This window comes from Faecalibacterium sp. AF27-11BH, from assembly GCF_003603005.1.
Classification (GTDB): domain Bacteria; phylum Bacillota; class Clostridia; order Oscillospirales; family Ruminococcaceae; genus Faecalibacterium; species Faecalibacterium taiwanense.
In genome coordinates this window covers 209,910-223,127 of sequence record NZ_QVGS01000002.1, presented here as the reverse complement: position 1 = coordinate 223,127, position 13,218 = coordinate 209,910, and the positions used below count along the sequence as shown (strand labels likewise).

The 13,218-nt window shown below is 58.5% G+C and carries 16 protein-coding genes; 6 read left to right on the top strand and 10 right to left on the bottom strand.

Annotated elements, in window-relative coordinates:
• Positions 1-25: 25 nt before the first annotated feature.
• From DWY76_RS03680 to DWY76_RS03670, 3 genes are all read right to left on the bottom strand, one after another.
• Positions 26-733 carry an LrgB family protein gene (locus DWY76_RS03680; protein ID WP_005942631.1) on the bottom strand — a complete coding sequence of 236 codons (708 nt, stop codon included), beginning with the start codon at positions 731-733 and terminating at the stop codon, positions 26-28.
• Complete coding sequence (locus DWY76_RS03675) at positions 714-1,046, bottom strand: CidA/LrgA family protein (protein ID WP_242702883.1); 333 nt, start codon at positions 1,044-1,046, stop codon at positions 714-716. The genes DWY76_RS03680 and DWY76_RS03675 overlap by 20 nt, the downstream gene beginning before the upstream one ends.
• A gap of 230 nt (positions 1,047-1,276) precedes the next feature.
• Positions 1,277-1,708 carry an RrF2 family transcriptional regulator gene (locus tag DWY76_RS03670; protein ID WP_005942625.1) on the bottom strand — a complete coding sequence of 144 codons (432 nt, stop codon included), beginning with the start codon at positions 1,706-1,708 and terminating at the stop codon, positions 1,277-1,279.
• 222 nt (positions 1,709-1,930) lie between these two features.
• Between DWY76_RS03670 and cysK the strand changes: the two genes are divergently transcribed.
• Both cysK and DWY76_RS03660 read left to right on the top strand, forming a co-directional pair.
• Positions 1,931-2,863 (top strand): cysteine synthase A, encoded by a 933-nt coding sequence (cysK, locus tag DWY76_RS03665; RefSeq protein WP_005942619.1) that lies wholly within the window; start codon positions 1,931-1,933, stop codon positions 2,861-2,863.
• Positions 2,864-2,956: 93 nt separating this feature from the next.
• Complete coding sequence (locus tag DWY76_RS03660; RefSeq protein WP_120079870.1) at positions 2,957-3,901, top strand: tRNA-dihydrouridine synthase family protein; 945 nt, start codon at positions 2,957-2,959, stop codon at positions 3,899-3,901.
• A gap of 198 nt (positions 3,902-4,099) precedes the next feature.
• Here DWY76_RS03660 and DWY76_RS03655 read toward each other — a convergent pair whose 3' ends face one another.
• Complete coding sequence (locus tag DWY76_RS03655) at positions 4,100-4,345, bottom strand: IreB family regulatory phosphoprotein (protein ID WP_097774456.1); 246 nt, start codon at positions 4,343-4,345, stop codon at positions 4,100-4,102.
• Between the two features lie 161 nt (positions 4,346-4,506).
• Here DWY76_RS03655 and DWY76_RS03650 point away from each other — a divergent pair, with 161 nt between their 5' ends.
• The 4 genes from DWY76_RS03650 (at position 4,507) to DWY76_RS03635 (ending at position 7,339) form a co-directional block, all read left to right on the top strand.
• Positions 4,507-4,914 (top strand): 4'-phosphopantetheinyl transferase superfamily protein, encoded by a 408-nt coding sequence (locus DWY76_RS03650; RefSeq protein WP_120079868.1) that lies wholly within the window; start codon positions 4,507-4,509, stop codon positions 4,912-4,914.
• A gap of 136 nt (positions 4,915-5,050) precedes the next feature.
• A complete protein-coding gene (locus DWY76_RS03645) occupies positions 5,051-5,401 on the top strand; it encodes a type II toxin-antitoxin system PemK/MazF family toxin (protein WP_005942608.1) in 351 nt (116 codons plus the stop codon).
• Between the two features lie 273 nt (positions 5,402-5,674).
• Positions 5,675-6,811, top strand: a complete 1,137-nt coding sequence (nagA, locus tag DWY76_RS03640; protein ID WP_005942601.1) for an N-acetylglucosamine-6-phosphate deacetylase — start codon at positions 5,675-5,677, stop codon at positions 6,809-6,811.
• 39 nt (positions 6,812-6,850) lie between these two features.
• On the top strand, positions 6,851-7,339 hold the full coding sequence (locus DWY76_RS03635) for a response regulator (RefSeq protein WP_120079866.1): 489 nt from the start codon (positions 6,851-6,853) through the stop codon (positions 7,337-7,339).
• 1,369 nt (positions 7,340-8,708) lie between these two features.
• On the opposite strand, the gene DWY76_RS14160 is transcribed toward DWY76_RS03635, so the two are convergent.
• The 6 genes from DWY76_RS14160 to casB all read right to left on the bottom strand — a co-directional run bounded on the left by DWY76_RS14160 (position 8,709) and on the right by casB (position 13,207).
• Entirely contained in the window at positions 8,709-9,155 is a 447-nt protein-coding gene (locus DWY76_RS14160) for a 3'-5' exonuclease (protein ID WP_279221592.1), read from the bottom strand.
• Positions 9,156-9,269: 114 nt separating this feature from the next.
• A complete protein-coding gene (gene cas1e / locus DWY76_RS03620) occupies positions 9,270-10,220 on the bottom strand; it encodes a type I-E CRISPR-associated endonuclease Cas1e (RefSeq protein ID WP_005942585.1) in 951 nt (316 codons plus the stop codon).
• A 1-nt stretch (position 10,221) separates the two neighbouring features.
• A complete protein-coding gene (gene cas6e, locus DWY76_RS03615) occupies positions 10,222-10,854 on the bottom strand; it encodes a type I-E CRISPR-associated protein Cas6/Cse3/CasE (protein ID WP_097774452.1) in 633 nt (210 codons plus the stop codon).
• Between the two features lie 15 nt (positions 10,855-10,869).
• The gene (gene cas5e / locus DWY76_RS03610) at positions 10,870-11,532 is read right to left on the bottom strand and encodes a type I-E CRISPR-associated protein Cas5/CasD (protein ID WP_120079860.1); all 663 of its coding nucleotides are present in this window, start codon (positions 11,530-11,532) and stop codon (positions 10,870-10,872) included.
• A complete protein-coding gene (gene cas7e / locus DWY76_RS03605; RefSeq protein WP_120079858.1) occupies positions 11,532-12,590 on the bottom strand; it encodes a type I-E CRISPR-associated protein Cas7/Cse4/CasC in 1,059 nt (352 codons plus the stop codon). The genes cas5e and cas7e overlap by 1 nt, the downstream gene beginning before the upstream one ends.
• Before the next feature lie 2 nt (positions 12,591-12,592).
• Positions 12,593-13,207 carry a type I-E CRISPR-associated protein Cse2/CasB gene (gene casB, locus DWY76_RS03600; protein ID WP_120079856.1) on the bottom strand — a complete coding sequence of 205 codons (615 nt, stop codon included), beginning with the start codon at positions 13,205-13,207 and terminating at the stop codon, positions 12,593-12,595.
• Positions 13,208-13,218: the final 11 nt, after the last annotated feature.

Genomic DNA, 13,218 nt, shown 5'->3' with positions numbered 1-13,218 from the left:
AGCCAGAGCGGCTATTTTAAATCCTTTACCGGATCAGGTTCACAAACACCGGGCAGAGCACTGCGGTCAGCACACCGGCCACCGCAATGGAAAGGCCGCTCATGGCACCTTCCACCTCGCCCATCTGCAGGGCTTTGCTGGTGCCCACGGCATGGGCCGAAGTTCCGATGCCCACGCCCTTGGCGATGGGGTCGGTGATGTGGAACATCTTGCACACCGTCTCAGCCAGCAGCGCTCCCACGATGCCGGTAACAATGACGATCGCACCGGTCAGGGCAGCAATGCCGCCCAGCTCAGCGGCCACATCCATGCTGATGGCGGTGGTCACGGATTTGGGCAGCAGGGTGGCATACTGCTCACGGGTCAGGTCCAGCGCCAGTGCCAGCGCCAGTGCGCTGCCAAGGCTCACCAGCGTGCCCACCGAGATACCCGCAATGATGGCGGCGGCGTTCTCTTTCAGCAGGTCGATCTTTTCATACAGCGGAATGGCCAGTGCCACGGTGGCGGGCAGCAGCAGATAGTTCACCGGTGCCGCGCTGGCCTTGTAGTCCGCATACGGGATGTTGCACACCGACAGAAAGATGATCACAAAGATACTGCCCAGCAGCAGCGGGTTAAAAATGGCTTTGCCTGTCACCTTATTGATAAGGGTGCCCAGTGCAAACGCGGCCAGCGTAAGCAGAACGCCCCATGCTGCGGAGCCGGACAAAAAATCATTCAGCAGCTGCGTCATTGTCAGCCTCCTTTTTCTTGCGGCCGGTCAGAGCCTGCGTGGTCTTGCCTGCACTCACCATCACCAGCACAGTGACCGGGATAATGGCAACGAGGATGGGCAGCAGCATCTCGCCCATCTCTGCCCACAGTTCCATCACACCGGCGGCAGCGGGCACGAACAACAGCGGGAAGATGCCTGTGAGATAGGTTCCAACCTCTTTCACATCGTCCAGCTTTACCAGCTTGAAGTTCAGCGCTGCCAGCAGCAGCACCAGACCGTAGACGCTGGCCGGGACTGGCAGCGGCAGCACTACATGAAGGATCTCGCCCAAAAAACAAAACGCAAGAATGCGCGCAAACTGAAAAATATATTTCGTAGTAAAGTTCCCCTTTCCTCGATCAAAAGCGTAAATGGACACATCAAGGGTAAAGTATACCGCAGGAGCCCCAATCCATCAACCGTGATTCTGGATAAGAAAAATTGCACATTTTGCCGAGAACTGTGCAAAAAAAGCGCGCCGGTCAAGCCGGTGCGCCTTTTTGCATGTTATCAGAAATACCGTCAGATCACATAATCATTCCCGGCCTGATCAGGCCGGGCGAGATCGGCCAGTGTGATATTGCCGAAATAATTGGAGATCAGATCGTCCAGCCCCTTCCACATCTCGTAGGTGCGGCAGTTTGCCATGCGGGAGCAGGGGGTCGCATTGGGGGTCAGGCAGCTCACCGGCGCAAGGCTGCCCTCGGTCAGCATCAGGATCTCGCCCACGGTGTACTGATCCGGGCTGCGGGTGAGCCGGTAGCCGCCGCCCTTGCCGCGCAAGCCCTCCAGAAAGCCGTTCTGCACCAGCACCTTGAGGATGTTTTCCAGATATTTTTCCGAGATCTCCTGCCGGGCAGCGATCTCCTTGAGAGGGACATATTTTTCAGACTGATGCTCGGAAAGGTCGATCATCACGCGCAGTGCATAGCGCCCTTTGGTGGACACGATCATAATAGTGTACTTCCTTTGTTGGTTATAGATTGAGTTTTTAACCTATTATACAACAGGGTAAATAATATTTCAATCCCACTTTTTTCAAAAAATCCATTGACAACCGCACAGAACGGGTCTATAATACCATCAAACCCACAAATGATGTTGGTATAAAGGTTTTAGAACCGGGTCGTCCAGCAGGGCACATGTGCCCATAACTGTATCAGGGAGGAAACTACAATGAGCAAGATTTATACTGCCGCAGATCAGCTGATCGGTCATACTCCGTTGCTGGAGCTGACCCACATTGAAAAGGAGCAGGAGCTGCCTGCACACATCATTGCCAAGCTGGAATACTTCAATCCGGCCGGTTCTGTCAAGGATCGCATCGCCAAAAAGATGATCGATGATGCCGAGGAAAAGGGCCTGCTGAAGGAAGGTTCCGTGATCATTGAGCCTACCTCCGGCAATACTGGCATCGGTCTGGCCGCTGTGGCAGCCGCCAAGGGCTACCGCATCATCATCGTGATGCCCGAGACCATGAGCGTGGAGCGCCGCCAGCTGATGAAGGCTTACGGCGCAGAGCTGGTGCTGAGCGAGGGTGCCAAGGGCATGAAGGGTGCCATTGCCAAGGCCGATGAGCTGGCAAAGGAGATCCCGAATTCCTTCATCCCCGGCCAGTTCGTGAACCCGGCCAACCCTCAGGCCCACATCGAGACCACCGGCCCCGAGATCTGGGAGGACACCGACGGCAAGGTGGATATCTTTGTGGCAGGCGTGGGCACCGGCGGCACCGTGACCGGCGTGGGCCAGTATCTGAAGAGCAAGAACCCGAACGTCAAGGTGGTGGCTGTAGAGCCTGCTTCCTCTCCTGTGCTGAGCAAGGGCACCGCAGGCGCACACAAGATCCAGGGCATCGGCGCGGGCTTTGTGCCGGACGTACTGGACACCAAGGTGTATGACGAAATCATCGCCGTGGAGAACGACGATGCCTTTGCCACCGGCCGTCTGATCGGCCACAAGGAAGGCGTGCTGGTGGGTATCTCCTCCGGTGCTGCTGTTTATGCTGCCCTGCAGCTGGCAAAGCGCCCGGAGAATGCCGGTAAGAACATCGTGGTCCTGCTGCCCGATACCGGCGACCGCTACCTGTCCACCCCGCTGTTTGCAGACTGATCTTTCAAAAAGCTCGCTTCTCCCGTTCTGTGACTTCACAGGACGGGAGTTTTTTGTTACAATATCCCTATCAAACACTTTGGAGATTTGCCCATGAATTACTATGCTGCCCCCATGGAGGGCCTGACCGACCGGGTGTGGCGGCAGGCACACCAGAAATGGTTCGGCCCTGCTGGCAATGCCGACCGCTACTATGCCCCTTTCATCTCCCCGCCGGAGAACCGGGTGCTCATTAAAAAGAAGATGGCCGAGCTTGCCCCTGCGGCAAACCCCGGCGCACCGGTGATCCCGCAGCTGCTGGCAAAGGACGGCGAACTTGCCGCATGGATGATCGGCGAGCTGCGCGGCCTTGGCTACACCGAGGTGAACCTGAACCTCGGCTGCCCTTCCGGCACCGTCACCGCCAAAGGCAAGGGTTCCGGGATGCTGCGCGACCCCGTCAAGCTGGACGCTTTTCTTGCCGCCGTATTTGCCAATGCGGAAGGGCCTATCTCGGTCAAGACCCGGCTGGGCGTGGAAAAGCCGGAAGAATTTGCTGCCATTCTGGACATCTATAACCGGTATCCCATCTGTGAGCTGACCATCCACCCGCGTGTGATGCGCCAGCTCTACCGCGGGCAGGCCGACCGTGCCGCTTTTGCCGCCTCCCTGCCCGGGTGCCGGATGCCCGTGTGCTACAACGGCGATGTGACCACCGCTGCGGACCTGCACACGTTGGAAGCGCAGTATCCGCAGCTGTCCGGCATCATGGTGGGGCGCGGCATCATTGCGGACCCGGCGCTCTTCCGTGAAGCACGCGGCGGCGCACCGGCCGCACGGGAAGAGCTGCGCGGATACCTTGACGACCTCTACCACGGATACTCCGAACTGTTCGGCAGCGCCGGGTGCGCGGTGAGCCGCATGAAGGGGCACTGGTTCTACCTCATTCACAAGTTTGAGGGGGCCGAAAAGCTGGAAAAGCAGCTGCGCAAGGTGCGGGAACCGTGGGAATATGAGGTCGTCGTAAACCAGATCTTTACGCTGCCGTTCCGGCCGTAACGGTTGGAATGGCCTCCGTTTCGCTCTGGCCATTTTCAGCGAAAATTTTATTTTATATAGTTGCAATTCAGAAAGATCTGCGGATTTTTCTGAATTGCGTTTTCACCGGAGGGGCTGTAACGGTAAACGGCATCTGCATTCTATTATGAAAAAGCCCCGCCATCATAGCGACGGCGGGGCATGAGCAGACAAGCGATATCAGACGTTCAGATAACTGCGCAGCATGGCCTGCAGCAGATCGTCACGATCCACCTTGCGGATCATGGAACGGGCATTTTTATAGGTCGTGATGTAGGTGGGGTCTTCGGACAGGATATAGCCCACCAGCTGATTGACCGGATTATAGCCTTTTTCCTTTAAAGCATCGTACACCTGCTGTACGATCTCATGGATCTCATAGTCCTTTTTGTCGTGGATCGAAAAAATAGCGGTCTCGCCACTCACGGAATACACCCCCTTAGGAAGAACTACATTCATTGTACACGAATTGCGAGGAAACTTCAAGCTAAACAGACCGGATTTGCACAGTTTGCATAAAATTTCCGGTCCTGATTTTGCAGGCTGACGGCCTGCACCGCCGCAAATGCGGCAGAAGGAGGGCCTTTATGCTGTATGGCATCGGCTGCGACCTGTGCGAGATCGCGCATCTGGAAAAAAGCCTTACCGGCGCACACGCTGCAGCCTTTATCCGCCGGGTGTACGGCGAGGCCGAACGCGCTGCGCTGAGCCTTGACGAACCACTGCCCGCCGGGCGCAGCGCCACCCACCGGCTTGCCAGCGCCGCAGCCAACTTTGCCGCCAAGGAAGCCTTTTTAAAGGCGGCAGGCACCGGCCTGCGGGAGCCGTTCTCCCTGTGTGAGATCGAGGCTGTCCGGCTGGAAAGCGGTGCACCTGCCTATCATTTTTCCGGCCAGACGGCGGAATGGATGCAGGCCCATGGCCTTGCCGCCCGGCTCTCTCTGAGCCACGAGGGCGGCATGGCGCTGGCCTTCTGCACACTGGAAACTCTGTAAGCCTTTGTGCATACAATGGAATATCCCCTGCGCTGCATAACCGGCGCGCAGCCGGCTCATACTGAGAGCAAACGAAGATGCGCCGGACGCATCACATAAGCGGGGCGCATCCTCCAAATGCAGGGAGGGAGATTCCATGGAGGTACACAGAGGAGAAGTTTTTTACGCAGATCTTTCGCCGGTGGTGGGGTCGGAGCAGGGCGGCGTGCGCCCGGTACTGATCGTGCAGAACGAGATCGGCAACCGGCACAGCCCTACCGTGATCGCTGCGGCCATTACATCCCGGCTGGACAAAGCCCGCCTGCCCACCCACATCAATATCCGGGCAGCGGATACCGGCCTTGCCAAGGACAGCGTGGTGCTGCTGGAGCAGATCCGCACGCTGGATAAACACCGCCTGCGGGAGCGGGCCGGGCAGATCACGCCGGAAGATCAGAAACGTGTGGATCAGGCTTTGGATGTAAGCCTGGGGCTTACTTCATATTAAGGGGCTGTTGCAAAACAGCTCTCTGAAAAGATCATGCACAAAACCCGGAACCTTTTCTCGGCCAAAACGGCTCAAAAAGGCTCCGGGTTTCTGATTTTACGCTGTTTCTTTGTGCAAGCTGCGATCGTTTTTTCATTTTCCAGCTTAATTTTTTTGAAAAGGCGCGCGAAGGCTGGTTATTCCCGCCAGAAAATGCTATACTTTTCTGTAGAATGGTTGTGCTGTCGTGTGCAGCATATGCAGGTTTTATGATGATATCGGAGGGCTGATTATATGATCATCCAGAGCAAAAAAGTATGGATCGCCGACCAGTTCATTTCTGCCGCAGTCGAGCTGGAGCAGGGCAAGATCACCGGCATCTTCCCCTATGGTGAAAAGCAGGCCGATGTGGACTATGGCTCCAAGCGCATCGTGCCCGGTTTTATGGATATCCACTGCCATGGTGCCTACGAGTTCGACACCAACGACGCAAAGCCGGAGGGCCTGCGCTACTGGGCAAAGCATATCGTCTCTGAGGGTGTGACCAGCTTTCTGGCCACTACCGTCACCCAGAGCGTGGAGGTGCTGACCAACGCCGTGGCCAATGTGGCCGACGTGATGGAGGGCAGCTACGAAGGTGCCGAGATCCTTGGCATCCACTTTGAAGGCCCCTACCTCGATATGAAGTACAAGGGCGCACAGCCTCCGGAGTACATCGCAAAGCCCAGCGTGGAGCAGTTCAAGCACTACCAGCAGGCAGCACGCGGCCACATCCGCTATGTGACCCTTGCACCGGAACACGACGAAGGGTTTGCACTGACCCATTACCTGACCGGGCACGGCGTGGTGGTCAGCATCGGTCATAGTGCCGCCACCTATGAGCAGGCCGTGATGGCCTATGCCAACGGTGCCCGCTCCATGACCCACGTGTACAACGGCATGTCCCCCTTCGCCCACCGCGCCAACGGTCTGGTGGGCGCAGCCTACCGCATCCGCACCATGTACGGCGAGATCATCTGCGACGGCTGCCACTCCACCCCTGCTGCCCTGAACAACTACTTCATGAGCAAAGGCCCGGATTACGCCATCATGATCTCGGATGCACTGATGGCCAAGGGCACCCCCATTGGCAGCGAGTACATCTTTGGCGGCAACCATATCACCATCTACCCGGACGGCAGCGCCCATCTGGACAACGGCACGCTGGCCGGTTCCACTTTGAACATCAACAAGGGCCTGCGCATTCTGGTGGAGGAGGCCATGGTGCCCTTCAATTATGCACTGAACGCCTGCACCATCAACCCGGCACGCTGCCTGCATCTGGACGACCGCAAGGGTTCCATCCAGATCGGCAAGGATGCCGACCTTGTGGTGCTGGACGACAACTACGATGTGCTGCAGACCTACTGCATGGGCAAGGCCCAGCTGTAATTTCTGGCTGACGCGAACAAAGGATGTGTTAAACCCGTTATGATCCAGATCGCCTTCTGCGACGATGACCAAACAGTTCTGGACCAGCTCTCTGCCCTGCTGGAAAAATATCGCGCCCAGCGCTGTGTCCAGATCCAGTGCACAGCCTTTCACAGCCCGCTGGATCTGCTGGCCGAGATCGAAAAGGGCACCCGGTACGATATCCTGTTTCTGGATGTCATCATGCCGGCCGAAAACGGAATTACCGCCGCCAAGGAGATCCGGCAGTACGATAACGTCGTCAAGATCATCTTTCTCACTTCTTCCGCCGAGTTTGCAGTGGAATCCTATGTGGTGGGTGCCTATTTCTACCAGATCAAGCCCATCTGGGAGGACAGCTTTTTCCGTCTGACGGATTCGGTGATCGCCGAGTGCCGCCGCGCCGACCAGCGCAGCCTGATCCTGCGCTGCAAGACCGGCATCTCCCGCATCGATCTGGACCAGCTGCTCTACTGCAAAGTGCTGGGCCGCACTGCAGGATGCCACTGAGCTGGTCGTCACCCTGCCGCTGCTGCTGGCACTGGTGCACTGGATCGCGCCTTCGGTGCGCGCGCTGTCGCACTCTTCGCTCAAGCTGCAGCTGCAGTTCGGCGTGGACGGCAGCGCAGGTTTTTACCGCATTGAAAAGTCCGGCACTTTGCTCCGCCTGAAGGCCGAATAAAATCACAGTGCGCATTCGTTCCACCCTTAATACGCAAAACACCCCTCGGCTTCCGCAGCAGGAAACCGAGGGGTGTTTGTTATGCTTTATTTGTGTCGGGTCAAGCCCTTACGCCATTACTTGCGGGGATTCTTGATCGCAGCCTGGGCGGGCGATAAAATTGCAGAGTTCTCCTTTCCAGAAATATCATTTCACTTTTCGTTGCGCCCGTGGTTCTTTTTTGTAAGCCCCGCGTATGCGGGGAAAAGGCGGGCTTGCTGGTGGACGCACCGTAGAACACGGGATCACCCCCGCGTATGCGGGGAAAGCAAGTGGAGCAATGAGCGGAAGCGACATGGATAGGATCACCCCCGCGTATGCGGGAAAAAGCTGCAAAGCGTCGCAGGCACATCTGCGCAGGTGGGATCACCCCCGCGTATGCGGGGAAAAGGGTACGATGTAGTCAGCAGGCTTTGCCGCGTACGGATCACCCCCGCATGTGCGGGGAAAAGGTTTCTTCCACTTCACCCATGAAATGTTTGAAGGGATCACCCCCGCATGTGCGGGGAAAAGCATAATCGAAGCTACCAGCAGGGCCTTGAACGAGGATCACCCCCGCGTATGCGGGGAAAAGAACAGCGCTTCAGTTATACGCAATTGCAAGCAAGGATCACCCCCGCGTATGCGGGGAAAAGGAGAAGGTCAAGGCAATTCTCATCAAGAGCGGAGGATCACCCCCGCGTATGCGGGGAAAAGTCGGATTCGTCGTGCTTGTACAGACCGCCATAGGGATCACCCCCGCATGTGCGGGGAAAAGTGCGAGGCCTACGCCCGCATCCACGGCATGGTCGGATCACCCCCGCGTATGCGGGGAAAAGCGCTGGAAAACGGCGGCGGCTCTCTTGATGTCCGGATCACCCCCGCATGTGCGGGGAAAAGTCACTTTGCGACCAACTTTCACTTGAATAAGAGGGATCACCCCCGCATGTGCGGGGAAAAGTGGGACAAACTGCCGCGAGAAATCAAGCAGAAAGGATCACCCCCGCATGTGCGGGGAAAAGAGTGCGTCAATAGTGCAAGAAAACTGCCAGTTGGGATCACCCCCGCATGTGCGGGGAAAAGAGCCATTCTGTTTCGCCTGCTGTCGCTGCCCAGGGATCACCCCCGCATGTGCGGGGAAAAGACTAAAAAGATCCCGTAGCACCGTGCCTCCTGTTGCTATTGTACCGCTGTTTCCTTCAGTTTGCAATAAACCTGTTGTATCAGACGGCAGTCCGGCAGGGCGCGATGCTCCACTTTTTCTGCCAGCTGAAAATGCTGTGCCAGCGTCACCAGCTTATAATTTGCGATCCTTGTAAGGTTTCGGCGGGCAAGTTGTGCAAGGTCGATCTGGCGGTTGGTCGGTGCCGGAAAGCCATATCGTTTGCAGGTCATGCGCAGAAACTCCAGATCAAAGGCAATATTATGTCCCACCAGTGGGGCTTTGCCAATAAACAACAAAAAGCTATTCAGCGCTTCCCGTGGTTCTGTTCCCTGCTGCAATTCCGCAGCGCTGAGTCCTGTCAGGGCTGTGATCTCTGCCGGAACGTTTTCTTCCACGCAGACCAGCATTGTCAGCTCCTCCACCGGTACACCGTCCCGGACCCGCAGCGCTCCATATTCGATGATGGAATCGGACGCGGCTGCTCACATTGCCCACATAAACGCCCGTGTTGATCTCGCACAACCATTTGGACAGATCCCCGCGCAGTTTTGGCGGGCAGTTCGTCATGGTGAGAACTACGATGTTTCATCACCCTCTTCTTCAAAATAATTGATGCCGTTGGCCACAGTGCCCACTTTGTTGTCCCACAGATAAACAGCTTCCGGCTCCTGTTCCCGCTCATCCGCATTCAGGAGCAGATACCGGATATCGTGCACCATGCGCTCCAGAATATGATGCTCTACCATGGCATCCCGCACCCGGCGGCGCACTACGGCCGGCAGGTCGTCCGGAGCCTGTGCCGCCACTTCAAAGGCGATGGGAATGGTCACCTCGGCCTTGTACAGGTCGGCAATATCGTACACAAAGGAGCACTCGTGCCCCACATGAACAAAGCCAAGACCCGGGGCGCAGCCCAATGCCACGATCACCGCGTGCGCCAGACCGTACAAACAGGCGTGCCCGGCAGAAAGCGCCTGATTGACGGCATCTCCCGATGCAAAATCCTCCGGGCGGTACAGTCGGCCGCTCCACGGAACACCGGTATCCTTGGAAGCTTTGCGGTATACCTGCCGCACACGGCTGCCCTCGCGTCCCCGCAGCTGCTGCATCGTCAGCCGGGAGATATCTTCGTCCGGGAAACGGAGCTGATACATCTTGCGTACCACATCCAGGTGCTTGCGGGTGTTGCTGACAAGCTCTGCCTGCCGCAGCAACAGCTGCGAGTGGGTGGTCAGGGGACGGCCATGGGCGTAATACCGCACACCGTGCTCACCTACCCAGACAGCACCCACGCCCGTGTCACCCATAAGTTCCATGGCACGGTGGGTCACCCGTGTACCCGGCCCCAGCAGCAGCACCGAGATGCCCGCCGCCGGGATCTGAACGATCCCTTTTTCGTCTGTAACGGTGATTGCGCCGTCCTGTCGGCCAAGGGTGCAGTGTTCCAGATACAGAAAGGTCATCCGGTCTTTCACCTGCGGCAGCGCCTGCAGGTCCGGCCGGATCATGCCCGGCATCTCGTCCATCTCAGTTTCCTCCGCGCATAACGGTCATCAGTCCAAGGCCATAGGCCTTGCCGCGCCCCATGCCCTGACACAGCAGTGCCCGGAACTGCTCTGCATCGGTCACCTGCAAAATGCCCTCATAGGTCACTGCCAACAGGGTCACCGGCCGGGTGCCGTGCTTGGCAAAGTGCTGCCACTGCACCCGGGTCACGGTAAATTCCTCCTCCCGCAGGGCAAAGCCGTGCTTTGCGGCGCGCTCCAACAGCCACTGCTTCTGGTACTGTGTCGTGCAATGTGCGGCTACAGTTCCTCGCGCTGCGGGGTTTTGGGGGTCTTTGCAGCTTTTGGTGGGGTTTGCGGTCAGCCGAAACTGCCAGCAGCTGCCCGGCTCCACCCGCTGCAAAAGCGGGTCGTAGCTGCGGGTCTCCGCAGCCGCTCCGGTGCCAAACTGCTCCACCACGCCGGACAGCTCTGGCGCATCTTCGCTGAGCAGCAGCAGATACAACCGCTCTCCCAGACGATCCAACCGCCACAGTCTGCGGCGGCGCTCCCCTGCAAAAGCGCTTTCCACTGCGCCATGCAGTTTTTGCGGTGCCGACAGCGCAGCCATGGTGCTGCGGCGGGTGGGATCTAGTTCTACCCGTGATAAATACATTCTCTCGCCCCCTTTTTACAATTCCCGGAACGGGTCATGCTCCGTCTTTTCCGGGCTGTCCGGCACTTTCTGCCAAAGCTCCCGTACCGAGCGGTAGCCGTACTGCCGATGATGCGGGTCAAAGCTCACCGGCACATCCCGCTGCGGAGCCGTGCCCGGCTCCAGCGGGTCGGCGTCCAACAAGATCCGGCTCTGCCGTCCCGGACACAGGGGCGGTTCCGCTTGCAGCACCTCCTGCAAGCTGCCCGGGCGTACTCCCAGACAGAGCGGCAGGGTAGGCGGGCAGCAGCGGCGGCCGAGATACAGCGGAAACGCCGGGTGTAGCAGCGCCTGCTGCAGCTGCTGCAAAAGGGCGGCATCCTCGCTTTCAATACCGGCCAGAAACACGGCGTCCTGCAAATAATGGCGGTAGGTCACATAAGAGGTCTTTTCATCCTGCGTCTTTGCCGTGTGGTAGTCCACCAGCAGCTGCCCTTCCCGCTCCACGCGGACGCCGAACCGCAGCCCGGTCAATCGGAGCAGTGCTTCGCGCTCGTCCCGCCGCAGCCCCAGAGCTGCCGCCAAAAGGCCGATCACGCCGCTCTTGGTGGGTTCACGGCCCGTCTTGCGGGTCTCAAATTTGGAGTCCGCGCCCCACGCCTGTAAAGGCGCTGCCAGCCGAAGCAACAGCGTTGCCATTACCCCACCTCATTTCCGGCAAGTGCATCCCGGACAGCCTTTTCCAGTGCGTCCAGCATCGCCTTTGCCGTCTGCGCCGGAGCCAGTTCCTCCAGCCCGCTGCCCACGGTAAAGCTTTGCGCCGGGGCCTCGGCAAAGCTGCTGTACATCTGCTGCGCATACTGTGCCAGTGCCGCCTTGGAAGGCGCGGCATACCCCTGCGCACTGCGGGGCACGGCCCGCTCGAATGCGCCGCACAGGTTCACCGGCTGATCCTCCCGCAGGGTCACATATACCGCATCCGGCAGAGTGCGGTTTGCAAAGGTGTTCTGCTTGCCGGTGGGCATGGAGAAGAGGAACGCCTCACCAAAGGCCCGCACCGTTTCCGCGGTCTGCGCTGCACCCAGCTGCCCGGCCAGCTCCATCACGTTCACTGTGGCATAGCGGTACAGGGTGGAGGAGTTGTACTCCACCGTGCCCAGATGGCCTGCACCGGCGTTGTCCTCTGCTTGACAGTCATCCACGGCGGTAAAGTAATCGTACTCGTTCTGCACAGCATGAGTGGAGATGCTGTGCGCCACCTGCGCAGCGGCGTCATAGTTCAGAGAAGGCTCATCTGCCACCATGCGGCCAAACAGCGCCATGTCCATCGAGGGCGCTGCTTTCAGGGCATCCCGATACTGCTTTTTATCCGCAGAGCCCTCCACAGCCAGCTCTGCCAACGCCTTTGCCTGCGCAGTGCTCATGAAGAACAGTGCCTTGGTGCCCTTATCGTCGCTCTTGATGCCCGCATTCTCCAGCGCTTTTTTTGCCAGCTTGTCCGCATCCAGTTCCGGGGCCAGTGCAAGGATCTGCGCCTTCACCAGTTCTGCGGCCTTTTTAGTGCGCTTGCCCACGTCCAGTTGAGCATTCTCCGCAAAGGCTGCGCGCATGGCATGCTTCCATGCCTGTGAGGATACCCGGGCACGGGTCACACCGCCATACACGGCTGTTTTGGGGCTGCCGGTATCATCCCGGTTGATGCAGCTGGGCGGGACGGTCTGCAAAATGTGGAAATCAACATACAGGCGCTTATTCATGATCAATTCTCCTTTTCTTTCTCATCCGGTGCAGGCTTCGGGTCGCGGTACAGGTCCTGTCCCCACCGTAGACGAACATTGGCGGGGGTCTGCGCATATCGCGGGTCGGTGCATTGCAATTCATACAAGTCTGCCGCAAGCTGCGGATAGTCCAGCGGGATGCCGCCATCCTTTGCCGCGCTCAACAGCTGGATCATGCCCCGCAGATGGTGGCTGATCTCGGTGATTTCTTCTGCGGTGGCCAGCGCGTTGAACCGCCGGAGCACGCTAGCCTCGGTCCAGTCCTGTCCGGCACTGTTCCGCTCTGCCAGCTGCCGCACCGCACGCCCCAGTGTGTTGCCAGGGCAGTTCATGGGGCGGTCGTTCCCCTGCTGATGCATAGCATACAGGGTCAGGGCAAGGTAGACCGCCCACTCTGCCGCCGAGGGAGCACTGCGGCCCTGAAAGCTTTCCGGCATTCCCAGCAAAAAACTTCCCCACAGTTCCGGCAGCTCGCCGGGTGCGTGGCCGATGCCCCGACGCAGCTTTGCCAGCTCTGCCCGCCGCTGGTTGTCCGGCAGAGACTGAAGCCTGTGCAGCTGCTGCGCCGCATATAGTTTGACGTCCTGTGTTTTCATACAATTCCCCC